Here is a 13,111-nt window from a genome sequence, read left to right as displayed (position 1 = left end):
TGCCGTGGTCAGCGAAATTTTGTTGCCTTAATGCGACTTCCCTGAGGAGCCCGGCGTGGTTGTGACGCCTGGGACGATTCTCCTGGAGGACCATTCCCATGGCGACTTTCGAAGAACTTGAAGACGCGTTCACCGCGATCAACCGCAAGGCCCCGTCGGCCGCGCACAGCCTGATCCTGCAGGAGTTGGCCGTCCGCTCGCAAAACGGCGTCATCACCGACGAGCAGGCCTTCGACTACGGCATCACCCAAGCCAAGGGCACCACAAGCGTCGCGGCCCTGACCTACCAGTTCTTCACGGGCAAGACGCCGACCGCGGCTGGCTTTGACTACCTGGTCAACAGCAGCACCAACACCAACGACCTGAACGATCCGTCGTACCAGAACTTCAACCCCGAGAACCGCTACATCAACTTCGCGGTGAACCTGGGCGTCGCCGGCGAAGGCCGCGCGATCTTCTCGCAGATCTACAACCCGCTGTCGTTCGCCGAGACCGTGGCCGTCGCCTATAACCGCATCATCGGCACCAGCCAGGCCGAAGAGGCCGGCATCGACGTCAACGCCGCCATCGCCAACATCGCCGGCCGCAAGGCCTATTTCGACGCCGTCGTGAACCAGGCCGGCATCAGCGCCGCCGACCATGACCTGGCCGTCAAGGCCGCCGTCGTCGGCTACATCATGGCCGAGGCCGTCAAGGCCGGCGTCGGCGCCTATGTCCAGGGCCTGGACGGCTTCTATGCCGACCTGGCTGACGACGGTAAGGCGAACTTCAACGTCGATCTGAACTCCTACATCGTCGCCACCTCGCCGCCGGGGAACACCGTGGAGCTGGAGGATGACACCAGCTACGACGTCGGCGCCGTCGGTGCCGAAGACGTGTTCTCCAACAACGCCGACAAGGCGACGGGCTCCATCGTCGCCACCAAGGCCGCCGACATCAGCATCGACACCGGCAACGGCTTCGACGTCATCGGCACCAAGACCGCCCTCGTCGCGGTGACCGGATTCGCCGGCGCCGACATCGACATCGCCATGGGCGGCGGCAACGACACCGCCTGGCTGAACCTGACCGAAGTCGCCAACAGCAACGTCACCATCGACGGCGGCGTCGGCGCGGACGCCCTGAGCCTGGTGCTGCAGACCAATCTGGCGACCACCGAGGTGGAAGGCTTCGAGACCGTCACCCTGTTCGACAACGGCAACGACTGGGATGTCGATTTCGGCCAGTTCAGCGACGTGAAGACCCTGAACGTTAACGCGAGCGACGGCCAGGCTCTCCAGATCGACAACCTGACCGACGACGTCGTGGTCTCCATCGGCGGCGAAGGTGTCGCCATCCTGAACTATGACGACGTGGATGCGGCCGCGATCACTCTCGCCGCCAGCGGCGAAGGCGTCGGAGTGAACGGTGTGGAGGACACTCTGACCGTCACGGCGACCAAATCCCTCACGGTCGAAGGCATCGAATCCTCTTCGGCCGAACTGATCCTGAAGGGCAACTTCTCGGTCAATCTGGGCGACGTCGCCCTCGATGGCGACGAGCGCAAGGTCGATCTGACCGCCGTCACCACCAAGGACGTGGCCTTGACCTACTTCACCGGGGCTGAAGACAGCGACACCATCCTTCTGGGTGGCGGCGACGACGCCCTTCTGCTTCGGGTGATCTCCAAGGGTGACGCGATCGTCACGCTGGGTGGCGGTGAAGACACCATAACCTTCGACGGCGGCGGCGCCGGCACCTCGAACGTTGCGGGTTTCAATACCAACGGCTCGCTCAAGGCCGTGATGCGCGTCACCGACTTCAGCGAAGACGACACAGTCATCGTCGGCCGAGACGGCTCCGGCACCGCCGGCATCTACGAAGCCTTGGCTGCCGGCGCCTTCACCGGCGTTGCGGAGACGGACTCGGCCTACTTCGACATCGCCAAAACCGCGGTCAACAACGCCGTCTTTGTTCCCTACACCTACACGGTGTTCGACGCGGCCGATGGTTCGGGGGTCTTCGTTTATGGCGCAGGGGGCACCAACGCCGACACCGACGACTTCTACATCAAGCTGGTCGGCGTCTCGATGGATGACCTGAACATCGACGACAACGTCATCACCCACGGCTGACCTTCCAGGGGAGGCTTGCAAGTGAGGGAAAGCCGGCCTTCGGGCCGGCTTTCTTTTTGCGTGATGCTTATTGCTCTGAGCATCCATATCGGGCGCTTACCTGACGGGGTTTCAGAAATACTGGACACTTGTGGTGTTTACGCCGTGGAGAAGCGGATTCGACTTCCGTATCGCCTGGAGCCTGGGCGCCGATCTGCTTGTGACGCAGGGCGCTTTCTCTGGAGACTTCCATGGCGACTTTCGAAGAACTTGAAGACGCGTTCACCGCGATCAACCGCAAGGCCCCCTCGGCGGCCCACAACCTGATCCTGCAGGATCTGGCGACCCGCTCGCAGAACGGCGTCATCAGCGACGACCAGGCCTATGCCTATGTCATCGACCAGGCCGACTCCACCACCAGCGTGGCGGCCCTGACCTACCAGTTCTTCACCGGCAAGATGCCGACCTCGGCCGGCTTCGACTACCTGGTGAACAGCACCGAAAACGCCAACGACCTGAACGACCCGGCGTACCAGAACTTCAACCCCGAGAACCGCTACATCAACTTCGCGGTGAACCTGGGCGTCGCCGGCGAGGGCCGCGCGATCTTCGAACAGATCTACGCCCCGCTCAGCTTCATCGAGACCGTGGCGGTGGCCTACAACCGCATCATCGGAACCAGCCAGGCGGAAGAGGCCGGCATCGACGTCAACGCCGCCATCGCCAACATCGCCGGCCGCAAGGCCTATTTCGACGCCGTGGTCGCCCAGGCGGGGATCAGCGCCGCCGACCAGCCCCTGGCCGCCAAGGCCGCGGTCGTCGGCTACATCATGGCCGAGGCCGTGAAGGCCGGCGTCGGCGCCTATGTCCAGGGCCTGGCCGGCTTCTACGGCGACCTCGCCGACGACGGCAAGGCCAACTACAATGTCGACCTGAACAGCTACATCGTCGCCACCTCGCCTCCGGGCAACACGGTGGAGCTGGAGGATGACACCAGCTACGGCGTCGGCGCCGTGGGCGCGGAGGATGTGTTCTCCAACAACGCCGACAAGGCCACCGGCGGCATCGTCGCCACCAAGGCCGCCGACATCAGCATCGACACCGGCAACGGCTTCGACGTCATCGGCACCAAGACCGCCCTCGTCGCGGTGACCGGATTCGCCGGCGCCGACATCGACATCGCCATGGGCGGCGGCAACGACACCGCCTGGCTGAACCTGACCGAAGTCGCCAACAGCAACGTCACCATCGACGGCGGCGTCGGCGCGGACGCCCTGAGCCTGGTGCTGCAGACCAATCTGGCGACCACCGAGGTGGAAGGCTTCGAGACCGTCACCCTGTTCGACAACGGCAACGACTGGACCGTCGACTTCGCCAACTTCAGCGACGTGAAGACCCTGAACGTCAACGCTACGGCCACCTGGGAGATCGAGGTCGACAACCTGACCGACGACGTCGCGGTCTCGGTCGGCGGCGAGGGCAATGCGGTGCTGAACTATGACGACGTCGATGCGGCCGCGATCACCGTCGCCGCAAGCACGCGATTCATCACGGTCGATGGCGTTGAAGACACGCTCACCCTCACGGCCGCCAAGTCTCTGACGATCCGGGGCATCGAGAGCTCCGCCGCAGAACTGATCCTGAAGGGCAACTTCTCGGTCAATCTGGGTGAAGTCACCCTCGCGGGGGACGAGCGCAAGGTCGACCTGACGGCCGTCACGACCAAGGACCTGGCGCTGGAATATATAGCCGCCGCGGACGCGGAACATACCGTCCTGCTTGGCGGCGGCGATGACGCCCTGACGTTGCTGGTCTCCTCGAAGGAAGCCACCACCATCACGCTGGGTGACGGCGAAGACACGGTCAGCTTGGCCGCTTTCAACGCCACATCTAACATCGCCGCCTTCAAGGCCGGCGCCCTGGAAGCGGTGACCCGCATCACCGACTTTGCAGAAGACGACTCTATTGTCGTTGGCGAGGGCCTCGCCGCAGGCGACTATAAGGCCGTCGCCGCTGGCGCTTTCACCGGCGTGGCGGAAACTGATCAAGCCTATATCGGGGTCGCCGCAGCGACTGTCGCCGCCACGGTTTGGGGGTACACCGCGTTCGACGCCGCCGACGGCTCCGGCGTCTTCATCTATAGCGGCGGCGGCACCATCAATAACACGGCCGACGATTTCTACATCAAGCTGGTCGGCGTCTCGATGGACGACCTGAATATCGACGACAACGTCATCACCCACGGCTGACCTTCCAGGGGAGGCTTGCAAGTGAGGGAAAGCCGGCCTTCGGGCCGGCTTTCTTTTTGCCTGACTCTTATTGCCCTGAGGATTCATATCGGGCGCAAAGCGGCGCCTGTTTCAGACATACTGGACATCGGTGTCGTCGATGCCGTGGAGCTTAGGGCGCCATCTGCCTAACGACTTCGGGATGAGACCGGCGTGCTTATGACGTCCGGGCGTTTTCTCTGGAGCACCCATGGCGACTTACGAAGAACTTGAAGAGGCGTTCACCGCCATCAACCGCAAGGCCCCGTCCGGCGCCCACGCCCTGATCCTGCAGGAGCTGGCCGTCCGCTCCCAGAACGGCGTCATCACCGATGAGGCCGCTCACGCCTACGCCGCCGACCAGGCGGTGGGAACCACCAGCGTCGCGGCCCTGACCTATCAGTTCTTCACCGGCGAGGTCCCCAACACCGACGGGTTCGACTATCTGGTCAACAGCACCAAGAACGCCAACGACTTGAACGACCCGTCGTACCAGACCTTCAACACCGAGAACCGCTACATCAACTTCGCGGTGAACCTGGGCGTGGCCGGCGAGGGCCGCGCGGACTTCCTGCGCGATTTCGGTTCCCTGACCTTCGGCGAGGCCGTGGCCGTCGCCTATAACCGCATCATCGGCACGAGCCAGGCGGCCGAGGCCGGCGTCGACGTGAACGCCGCCATCGCCAACATCGCCGGCCGCAAGGCCTATTTCGACGCCATCGCCCGGGCCGGCGCGCCGGCCGCCGACACAGATCTGGCCGCCAAGGCCGCCATGGCCGGCTACATCATGGCCGAGGCCGTGAAGGCCAAGGTCGGCGTCTATGCGCAGGGGCTGGCGGGTCTCTATGACGATCTGGGCGAAGACGGCCTGATCCACGGCAGCTTCGACCTGAACGACTATGTGGTCGCCAAATCGCCGCCCGGCAATCAGGTCGCCCTGCAGGTCGGTGAATCCTATGGCGTGGGCGCTGTCGGCGAGGCCGACGCCTTCTCCAACAACGCCGACACCGCCTTCGGCCTGATGGGGCCCGCCAACGTCGGCGACGAGATCGTCATCGAGACCGGCAACGGCCGCGACTTCTTCGGCAAGCAGGGCTTCCTGACCAGCATCACCGGTCTGGCCGGCGCGTCGATCACCATCGATCTGGGCGGCGGCGACGACTTCCTGGATGCCGTTTTCACCGAGGCTGGCGACATCACCCTCGACGGCGGCGTCGGTCGCGACGTCCTCGACCTGAAGCTGAGCAGCGATCTTGAGGACACCGAGGTCACCGGCTTCGAGCAGGTGAACCTGTCGTCGGATAACGGGTTGGGCTGGACCGTCGACTTCAGCAACTTCGAAGGCGTCGATCGTGTGGTCATCGCCGGCAACGCCGCCGACAGCTTCACGGTCGAGAACCTGACCGCCGATATCGAGGTGCTCGTCAGCGGCGGCGGCGGCGCGATCTTGGGCTTCGACGACGTGGACGAGATGGAGGTCATCATGGAAGGCGACCTCGGCACAGTGACGGTGGAGGGGGTCGAGGACGTCCTCACCATCTCGACGGGCGGCGCCGCTACGTGGAACGGCCTGAAGACCTCGGCCTCCGAGCTCGTCGTCGTGACCCGCCGCTCGCTGGACCTGGGCGTGGTGGAGGCCGGCGGCGACGACCGCAAGATCAACCTGGCCGGCGCGACGAAGGACGTGGCGCTTCTCTACGTGACCGACGAGGGCGCGGCGCACACAGTGCTGCTGGGGTCGGGCGACGACGTTCTGGACCTGACGGTGAGGTCGCAGGAAGCCGTGACAGTGACGCTGGGCGATGGCGACGATACGGTCAATCTGGCGGGCGTGGGCAACGCCGCCGCGTTCACATCCGCCGGCGCCTTGAAGGCCGTCACCCGGCTCACCGACTTTGGCGAGGACGACACCCTTGTGCTGGGCGAGGGCGCCAGCACCGGCCTCTACGCAGCCCTTGCGGCCAACGCCTTCACCGGCGTGGAAGAGACCGACGAGGCCTATTTCGAGATCGTCGGCAACGCGGTCGCGGTCGCGGGTGCATGGTCCTACACGGCCTTCGACGCGGCCGACGGTTCGGGCGTCATCATCTACAGCACGGGCGGCGACGAGCAGGCCTTTGACGACGACTTCTACATCAAGCTGGTCGGCGTCTCGATGGATGACCTGGACATCGACGACAACGTCATCACCCACGGCTGACCTCTCCCAGGAGACAGCCGCACGGTGGGAAAGCCGGCCTTCGGGCCGGCTTTCTTTTTGCATGCTCGGCGGCGCGCGAAAGCCTGCGCCAGGCGCGGGTGCTCTGATTTCGGGGTGGAAGGTGGTGCCGCTTACAGGACTCGAACCTGTGACCCCCTCATTACGAATGAGGTGCTCTACCAGCTGAGCTAAAGCGGCGCCGGGTCCTGTTCGGACGCTGGTAATCGGTGTTCCGCCGGACCCGAAGATCCAGGGAAGCGGCTATTTAGCGGCGCGCGGCGCGTTTGCCAAGCGGCGGCGTGCGTTCGGCGCGCGGCGTGGACTGGGCGGGGGCGCCGGGGGCGGATCGTCGGGGGTCGCGGCGTAGTCCGGAGCCCCCGGATCGTCGGGCACGGGCATCAGGCCAGCGCCGCTTTCGGCGGCCTTGAGGAACGAGGCCGACTCCACGCGGTCGGTATAGGACAGCGGCAGTTCGGGCAGGTCGCTGATGGTCCGTTCACTGCGTTCGAAGCGCGGGTGGATCAGCTCTCCGGTCTCGCCATAGGTGGCGACAAGGCGGGTCCAGTCTTCCCGCGTATAGGCGAAGGCGTGACCCTCGGGGTCCAGGTCCGACCAGTCGGCCTCCTGCGGCGCGGCGGCGCCCCGGGCGATCCAGGCGCGGGCCTCGTCGGGGTCGCTGTTGGCGTAGGCCACGCGCGACATCAGGCCGGCGAAGCGCGCGGTCGGCGCCTCGGCGTCCAGCAGGCGGGCGGCGGCGCGGGCGGCCACCGGATCCCCGGCCAGCAAGGCCTGCTCGATGCGCAGGATGCGGCTTTCGCGCGCCGAGGGGTTCAATTGCACCAGACTCATCAGGCGCGCGGCGCGAGCCTTGGGCGTCTCGTTGGTCTTCAGGTCGCGATAGGCCAGCCACAGGGCCGGGTGCGGCGCGGCCTTCCACGCCGACTCCAGGACGCTGGAGGCGCGCGAAGCCTTGCCGTCGGCGACCAGCAGGCGGGCCGCCATGACCACGCCAGGGGCGAAGTCCGGCTTGAGCTTCACCGCCTGCAGGGCGAACTCCAGGGCCTGGGCCCGCTGGCGCGGATCGGCGGAGGCCTCCATACGGGCGGCCGAGGCGGCCAGCAGTGCGGCGCGGGTGCGATCGGCCACCAGAGGCGGGACGATCTTGCGTTCCTGGGCGCCCTGGACGAGGTCGAGGGCGGCGGCCCAGTCGCCCGCCTCCAGTCTGTGTTCCAGCAAGGCGCGCCAAGCCCAGCGGGCGGTGCGGGCCAAGCCATAGGCGGCCTGCGCATGGCGCAGGGCGCCGGTTTCGTCGCCCTCCGCCTGGGCGGTGTGCATCAAACCCTTGAGGCCGGCCAGGCGCATGTCGGGAAAGCCGAGCATGGCGCTGTAGGCGGCCTTGGCGGCGGCGGTGTCCCCCGCGGCCTCGGCGGCCTGGGCGGCCAGGACGCGGGTCAGGACGGGGGCGTCTTCGGCCAGATCGGCGGCCTTCTGCGCCAGGCGGCGGGCTTCTGAGCCATCGCCGGCGGCCACGGCCAGATAGCCGCGAGCCAGGACTTCCATGCCCTGCTTGCGGCGGCTCTCGGCGCGGGCGCGGGCGGCGCGGCGCGGCGCTTCCAGCAGCCAGATGACCAAACGCCAGGCCATGGTGGCGGCGAGGGCCGAGAACAGGGTGATCAGGGCGGCGGCGGCGGCGGTCGTATCCACCCGCCAGCCCAGCCAGGTGAGAGTCGCGTGGCCGGGCTCGCCGATCAGCGCCATGGCGGTCACCGCGATGGCGGCGACGAGGAAAAGGACGAGGGCCGTACGGATCATCTGGCGGCTCGCCGCATGACGGTCAGGTCGGACAGCGCCTCGGCCCGGATTGCGGAGACGCGACGGTCGATTTCGGCCCGACGCTCGGCGCGCAGGCGCCAGTCGGTCAGGGTGATGCGCACGCGTTCGGGCAACTGGCCGACGACCTGCAGAGCGCCGTCCACGTCGCCCTCGTCCATTAGGCGCTGCGCGCGGGCCAGCATGGCGTCGGGGCTGGAGCCGGTGGTCGAGCCGACATAACGGACGGTGACGATGGCGGCCAGGGCGTGGGAGGCCCGGGCCCACAGGCCGGCCCCCTCGCCCGGATCGCGGGCGGCGACCGAGGCGCGGGAGGCGGCGTCCTCCAGTTCGGCGGCCAGCGCGGCATGCGTCGGGGCGCCGGTCTCGGCGAGGCGGCGCAGGGCGCGGGCGTCGATGGAGACGGGCAGCACGGCCTCGACCTGCGACAGTTCGCGGTCGAAGGGCCGCGAGCTTTGAGCGGCTTCGGACAGGGCGGCGACAGCGAGGGCCGCGCCGGCGGCCTCGGTCAGGCGGGCCTGGTCGGCTTCGAGGGTGGCGATGCGGCCTTCCAGCGCCGGATCGGTCACAGGCGTCGGGGCTGGCGCAGGCGTGAAGTCGGTCGGCGCGGACTCCGCCCGCTCGACCGATTCGGCGGGCGAGGGCTCGGCGGCGGGCATGACTGATTCGGTGCGAACACCCGGACCGGTCAGCTGCGGACCGAACTTGGCGAAGCCATAACCGGCGGCCACGCACAGGATGCAGAACCCGCACGCCATCCAAAAGCCAGGCCCCATAAGGCGCGGACGCGCATAGAGCGTCGGATCCTTGGGTGGGGTGATCTCGGTCGGGTCGGGCGCGAGGCTCATGGGAAGGCCAAAGACTGTGAGACGACCAGCCTAGTCCGGTTGCCTGTCTATAAGATTAAGCAGGGCTGTCTCGATGGGGAACGGGGCAAACGCGATGCTTGCAAGTTTGCCGCGACCCTGTGGCGCCTTTAGCGGCGCCCCGGTCGCCTTGGAGATGCACAGGGCGCGCAGACGGGGAGCCGGCTGACGACCCAGGATCTGGGCCAGGACCTTGGCCGCCCGGGGCGAATGGACCAGAGCCAGGTCGATGTCGTCGAGCCCATCGAGGAACGCCTTTTCCGGCTTACGCACCACGGTCTCGTAGACGGCGACGGCGCGGGCGGAAACGCCGGCAGCCGTCAGGGCGCCGACCAGATCGCCCGCCGGCTCGGCGGAAGCGGCGTGCAGGAGGACACCGCTGATCTCGCGCGCGCGGGCGGCGATGGCGCCGGCCAGGGCGTCCACATCGCCATCAGCCGACAGCACACGGGTGAAGCCGGCGGCCTTGGCGGCGTCGGCCGTGGCCGCGCCCACCGCGAACGCGCGCAGGGAGCGCTCGGTCGATTGGGCGGCGAAGGCCCGCACGCCGTTGGCGCTGCTGAAGGCCAGGGCCCCTACCCCGTCGAGATCGATGACCGGCGCCAGATCCTGGACCGAAAGAAGAGAGCAGACGATGGGTTTATGGCCCATGTCGCGGAGGCGGGCGGCGGTGGCGTCGGCGCCGGGCTGGGCCCGGGTGATCCAGATCCTGCGCCCTGCCGCCATGGTCAGACGGTCCAGATCAGGGCGTCGCCGCCTTCGGCCCGGATGGCGCGGCCCAGCTCCAGTCCCAGTTCGACCGCGGCGCGCTCGCCTCCATCGGACGGCAGGAACACCGCGCCCTCACGGCGAAAACGCCGGGCGCCGTCGGGCGTCAGGGCCTCGACCACCAGGTCCAGACGCTGGCCATCGATGCGGGCATAGGCCCCGACCGCCGTGCGGCAGGAACCTTCCAACGCGAACAACGCGCCGCGTTCGGCGGCCACGGCAAGGGCGGTGTCCGGGCAGCGCAAGGCCGCCAGCCAGGGTTCATGGAAATCCTCGGTCCGCGTCTGGATCGCCAGAGCGCCCTGGCCCGGTGCGATCGGCGCCTCGAACGGATCGATCTGACCATTGGACACATGGCCAAGGCCCATACGGTTGAGACCAGCCTGGGCCAGCAGGATGGCGTCCGCCTCCCCGGCTTCCAGCTTGCCAAGGCGGGTGTCCACATTGCCTCGCAGCAGCACGACCTTCAGGTCAGGGCGACGATTGAGGCTTTGCGCCTGGCGACGAAGACTGGCGGTGCCGAGCACGGCGCCTTGCGGAAGGTCTTCCAGCCGGTTGGCGATCTTGCTGACGAAGGCGTCGCGGACATCCTCGCGCGGCGGCACGGCGGCGACCACCAGGCCCGGCGGCAGTTCGGCGGGCACGTCCTTCATGGAGTGGACGGCGCAGTCGATGCGGCCTTCGAGCAGGGCCTCTTCGATCTCCTTGGTGAACAGCGCCTTGCCGCCGATCTCCAGCAGGCGGCGGTCCTGGATGCGGTCGCCGGTGGTGGTGATGACCGTCAGGGGCGCAACCTCGTCAGCCGCCTCGGGCGGGGCGCCAAGGGCGGCGGCGATCTTGGCCTGCATCATGCGGGTCTGGGCCAGAGCGAGCTTTGAACCCCGGGTTCCGATACGGACGACGGAAGGCTGTTGCCGGACCATGCGGACGAAGCTACCTCGAAACGCCTATATGAAGGCGACCTAAGACGCCGCTGCTACAGGAGCGCCGGTTCCCCGGCAACCGATGACCGACAGCCTCACCCTTCTCGGCCTGGAGACCAGCTGCGACGAGACCGCCGCCGCCGTGGTCCGCCGCGACGCCGACGGGCGCGTGCAAGTGCTGTCCTCGATCATTGGGACGCAGTTCGAGCAGCATGCCCCGTTCGGCGGGGTGGTGCCTGAGATCGCCGCGCGGGCGCATGTGGAGAGCATCGACGCCATCGCCGCCGAGGCCATGCGCGCCTCCGGCCTGTCGTTCGAGGACCTGGATGGGGTGGCGGCCACCGCCGGACCCGGCTTGGTGGGCGGGGTCATGGTGGGTCTGGCGTTCGGCAAGGCCGCGGCCCTGGCGCGGGGCATTCCGCTGATCGCCGTGAACCACCTGGAAGGTCACGCTGTCTCGGCCCGCTTGGGCGCCGACATCGCCTATCCCTTTCTGCTGCTGCTGGTGAGCGGCGGGCATTGCCAGCTGCTGGAGGTCGCCGGGGTCGGCGCCTGCACGCGGATCGGCACGACGATCGACGACGCGGCGGGCGAGGCCTTCGACAAGATCGCCAAAAGCATGGGCCTGCCCTATCCCGGCGGACCGGCGCTGGAAAAGCTGGCCGCCAGCGGCGACGCCAGCCGCTACACATTGCCCCGCGCTCTGCTGGGTCGGGCGGGTTTCGATTTCTCCTTCTCCGGCCTGAAGACCGCCGCCGCGCGTCTGGCCGAGACGGTGACGAACGACCAGGAGCGTGCGGATCTGGCCGCCGCGGTCCAGACCGCCATCGCCCGGCAACTGTCCGAGCGCACTGACCGGGCCATGGCCGATTACAAGGAACGCCATCCGGGCCAAACCCTGCGGTTCGTGGTGGCCGGCGGGGTGGCCGCCAACGGCGCGGTGCGTGCGGCGTTGAGGGGGGCGGCGGACAAGCATGGCTATTCCTTCGACGCTCCGCCGCTGGCCTATTGCACCGACAATGCGGCGATGATCGCCCTGGCCGGCGCCGAAAGGCTGGCCTTGGGCATTACAGACGACATGGACGCCCCCGCCCGCCCGCGCTGGCCGCTGGATGCGGCGACCGCGGCGGCCAACCCCACCCACGTCTTCGGCAGAAAAGGCGCGAAAGCATGAGGAAGGCCGGAGTCATCGGCGGCGGCGCATGGGGCACGGCCCTGGCCCAGGTCTGCGCCCGTGCGGGCCTGGACGTGGTGCTGCAGGCGCGCGAGAGCGAAGTGGTCGCGGGGATCAACAGCGCGCATGAAAACGCCCTGTTCCTGGCGGGCGTTAAGCTGGACGAGGCGGTTCGCGCCACCAGCGATTTCGCCGACTTGGCCGATTGCGACCTGGTGCTGGCCGTGCCGCCCGCACAGCACATGCGCGCGACCCTCGCCGCCTTCGCGCCGCACGCCCGAGACGGCCTGCCGGTGCTGCTGTGCTCCAAGGGTGTGGAGCAGGGCTCGCTGAAACTGATGACCGAGGTGCTGGGCGAGACGGTCCCGCAGGCCGTGGCGGCCGTGCTGTCGGGGCCTAGCTTCGCCGGAGAGGTCGCCCGCGGCCTACCCACCGCAGTGACGCTGGCCTGTCCGGACGAGGCCTTGGGCCGCGCCCTGGCCGAGGCCATCGCCACCCCGACCTTCCGCCCCTACCTCGCCGACGACATGATCGGCGCCGAGGCCGGCGGGGCGGTGAAGAACGTCCTGGCCATCGCCTGCGGCATCGTCGAGGGGCGCGGCTTGGGCCGCTCGGCGCACGCCGCCGTCATCACCCGAGGGTTCGCCGAACTGACCCGGCTGGCCGTGGCCCTGGGCGGGGAAGCCCAGACCGTCGCCGGCCTGTGCGGTCTGGGCGATCTGGTCCTGACCTGCTCCAGCCCGCAGTCGCGCAATATGAGCGTCGGCCTGGCGCTGGGCGGCGGCAAGACGCTGACGGAGGCCCTGGCCGGCAAGCTATCCGTCGCCGAGGGCGTGGCGTCGGCGCCCGCCGTCACCGCCCTCGCTCGCAAGCTGGGCGTCGAGACGCCCATCTGCGCCGCCGTCGACGCGATCCTGTCGGGTCGGGTTGATGTCGACGCCGCCATCGAGGGACTGCTGTCGCGCCCCCTCAAATCCGAAGAGGACTAGA

General features: G+C 68.0%; 9 protein-coding genes and 1 tRNA gene. 5 read left to right on the top strand and 5 right to left on the bottom strand.

Features of this window, described 5'->3' with window-relative positions; all coding sequences use genetic code 11:
- Positions 1-98: 98 nt before the first annotated feature.
- The 3 genes from O5K31_RS01860 (at position 99) to O5K31_RS01850 (ending at position 6,560) form a co-directional block, all read left to right on the top strand.
- Positions 99-2,114 carry a hypothetical protein gene (locus O5K31_RS01860; protein ID WP_269715434.1) on the top strand — a complete coding sequence of 672 codons (2,016 nt, stop codon included), beginning with the start codon at positions 99-101 and terminating at the stop codon, positions 2,112-2,114.
- 230 nt (positions 2,115-2,344) lie between these two features.
- Positions 2,345-4,342: a hypothetical protein gene (locus O5K31_RS01855; RefSeq protein ID WP_269715433.1), complete on the top strand. Its 1,998-nt coding sequence runs from the start codon at positions 2,345-2,347 to the stop codon at positions 4,340-4,342.
- A gap of 229 nt (positions 4,343-4,571) precedes the next feature.
- Positions 4,572-6,560: a hypothetical protein gene (locus O5K31_RS01850; RefSeq protein ID WP_269715432.1), complete on the top strand. Its 1,989-nt coding sequence runs from the start codon at positions 4,572-4,574 to the stop codon at positions 6,558-6,560.
- A gap of 122 nt (positions 6,561-6,682) precedes the next feature.
- Here the strand turns inward: O5K31_RS01850 and O5K31_RS01845 are convergent.
- The 5 genes from O5K31_RS01845 to hemC form a co-directional block, all read right to left on the bottom strand.
- Positions 6,683-6,758 (bottom strand) — tRNA-Thr (locus O5K31_RS01845).
- A gap of 63 nt (positions 6,759-6,821) precedes the next feature.
- On the bottom strand, positions 6,822-8,372 hold the full coding sequence (locus tag O5K31_RS01840; RefSeq protein ID WP_269715431.1) for a heme biosynthesis protein HemY: 1,551 nt from the start codon (positions 8,370-8,372) through the stop codon (positions 6,822-6,824).
- Positions 8,369-9,238 (bottom strand): COG4223 family protein, encoded by an 870-nt coding sequence (locus tag O5K31_RS01835; protein WP_269715430.1) that lies wholly within the window; start codon positions 9,236-9,238, stop codon positions 8,369-8,371. Before O5K31_RS01835 ends, O5K31_RS01840 begins: the two co-directional genes overlap by 4 nt.
- A gap of 30 nt (positions 9,239-9,268) precedes the next feature.
- Positions 9,269-9,982 carry a uroporphyrinogen-III synthase gene (locus O5K31_RS01830; RefSeq protein WP_269715429.1) on the bottom strand — a complete coding sequence of 238 codons (714 nt, stop codon included), beginning with the start codon at positions 9,980-9,982 and terminating at the stop codon, positions 9,269-9,271.
- A gap of 2 nt (positions 9,983-9,984) precedes the next feature.
- Positions 9,985-10,947 (bottom strand): hydroxymethylbilane synthase, encoded by a 963-nt coding sequence (gene hemC, locus O5K31_RS01825; RefSeq protein ID WP_269715428.1) that lies wholly within the window; start codon positions 10,945-10,947, stop codon positions 9,985-9,987.
- 82 nt (positions 10,948-11,029) lie between these two features.
- Between hemC and tsaD the strand changes: the two genes are divergently transcribed.
- Positions 11,030-12,121, top strand: a complete 1,092-nt coding sequence (tsaD, locus tag O5K31_RS01820) for a tRNA (adenosine(37)-N6)-threonylcarbamoyltransferase complex transferase subunit TsaD (protein WP_269715427.1) — start codon at positions 11,030-11,032, stop codon at positions 12,119-12,121.
- Complete coding sequence (locus tag O5K31_RS01815; protein ID WP_269715426.1) at positions 12,118-13,110, top strand: NAD(P)H-dependent glycerol-3-phosphate dehydrogenase; 993 nt, start codon at positions 12,118-12,120, stop codon at positions 13,108-13,110. Before tsaD ends, O5K31_RS01815 begins: the two co-directional genes overlap by 4 nt.
- Position 13,111: the final 1 nt, after the last annotated feature.

Origin of the sequence: Caulobacter sp. NIBR2454 (genome assembly GCF_027474405.1) — a bacterium.
Lineage (GTDB): Bacteria > Pseudomonadota > Alphaproteobacteria > Caulobacterales > Caulobacteraceae > Caulobacter.
Note: the sequence above shows the minus strand (reverse complement) of the source record. Positions and strands in the feature narration are given on the sequence as shown.

Excerpts from the sequence above, each read along its gene's own strand:
- O5K31_RS01860 (WP_269715434.1), top strand. The coding sequence starts at position 99 with ATGGCGACTTTCGAAGAACTTGAAGACGCGTTCACCGCGATCAACCGC.
- O5K31_RS01855 (WP_269715433.1), top strand. The coding sequence starts at position 2,345 with ATGGCGACTTTCGAAGAACTTGAAGACGCGTTCACCGCGATCAACCGC.
- O5K31_RS01850 (WP_269715432.1), top strand. The coding sequence starts at position 4,572 with ATGGCGACTTACGAAGAACTTGAAGAGGCGTTCACCGCCATCAACCGC.
- O5K31_RS01840 (WP_269715431.1), bottom strand. The coding sequence starts at position 8,372 with ATGATCCGTACGGCCCTCGTCCTTTTCCTCGTCGCCGCCATCGCGGTG.
- O5K31_RS01835 (WP_269715430.1), bottom strand. The coding sequence starts at position 9,238 with ATGAGCCTCGCGCCCGACCCGACCGAGATCACCCCACCCAAGGATCCG.
- O5K31_RS01830 (WP_269715429.1), bottom strand. The coding sequence starts at position 9,982 with ATGGCGGCAGGGCGCAGGATCTGGATCACCCGGGCCCAGCCCGGCGCC.
- hemC (WP_269715428.1), bottom strand. The coding sequence starts at position 10,947 with ATGGTCCGGCAACAGCCTTCCGTCGTCCGTATCGGAACCCGGGGTTCA.
- tsaD (WP_269715427.1), top strand. The coding sequence starts at position 11,030 with ATGACCGACAGCCTCACCCTTCTCGGCCTGGAGACCAGCTGCGACGAG.
- O5K31_RS01815 (WP_269715426.1), top strand. The coding sequence starts at position 12,118 with ATGAGGAAGGCCGGAGTCATCGGCGGCGGCGCATGGGGCACGGCCCTG.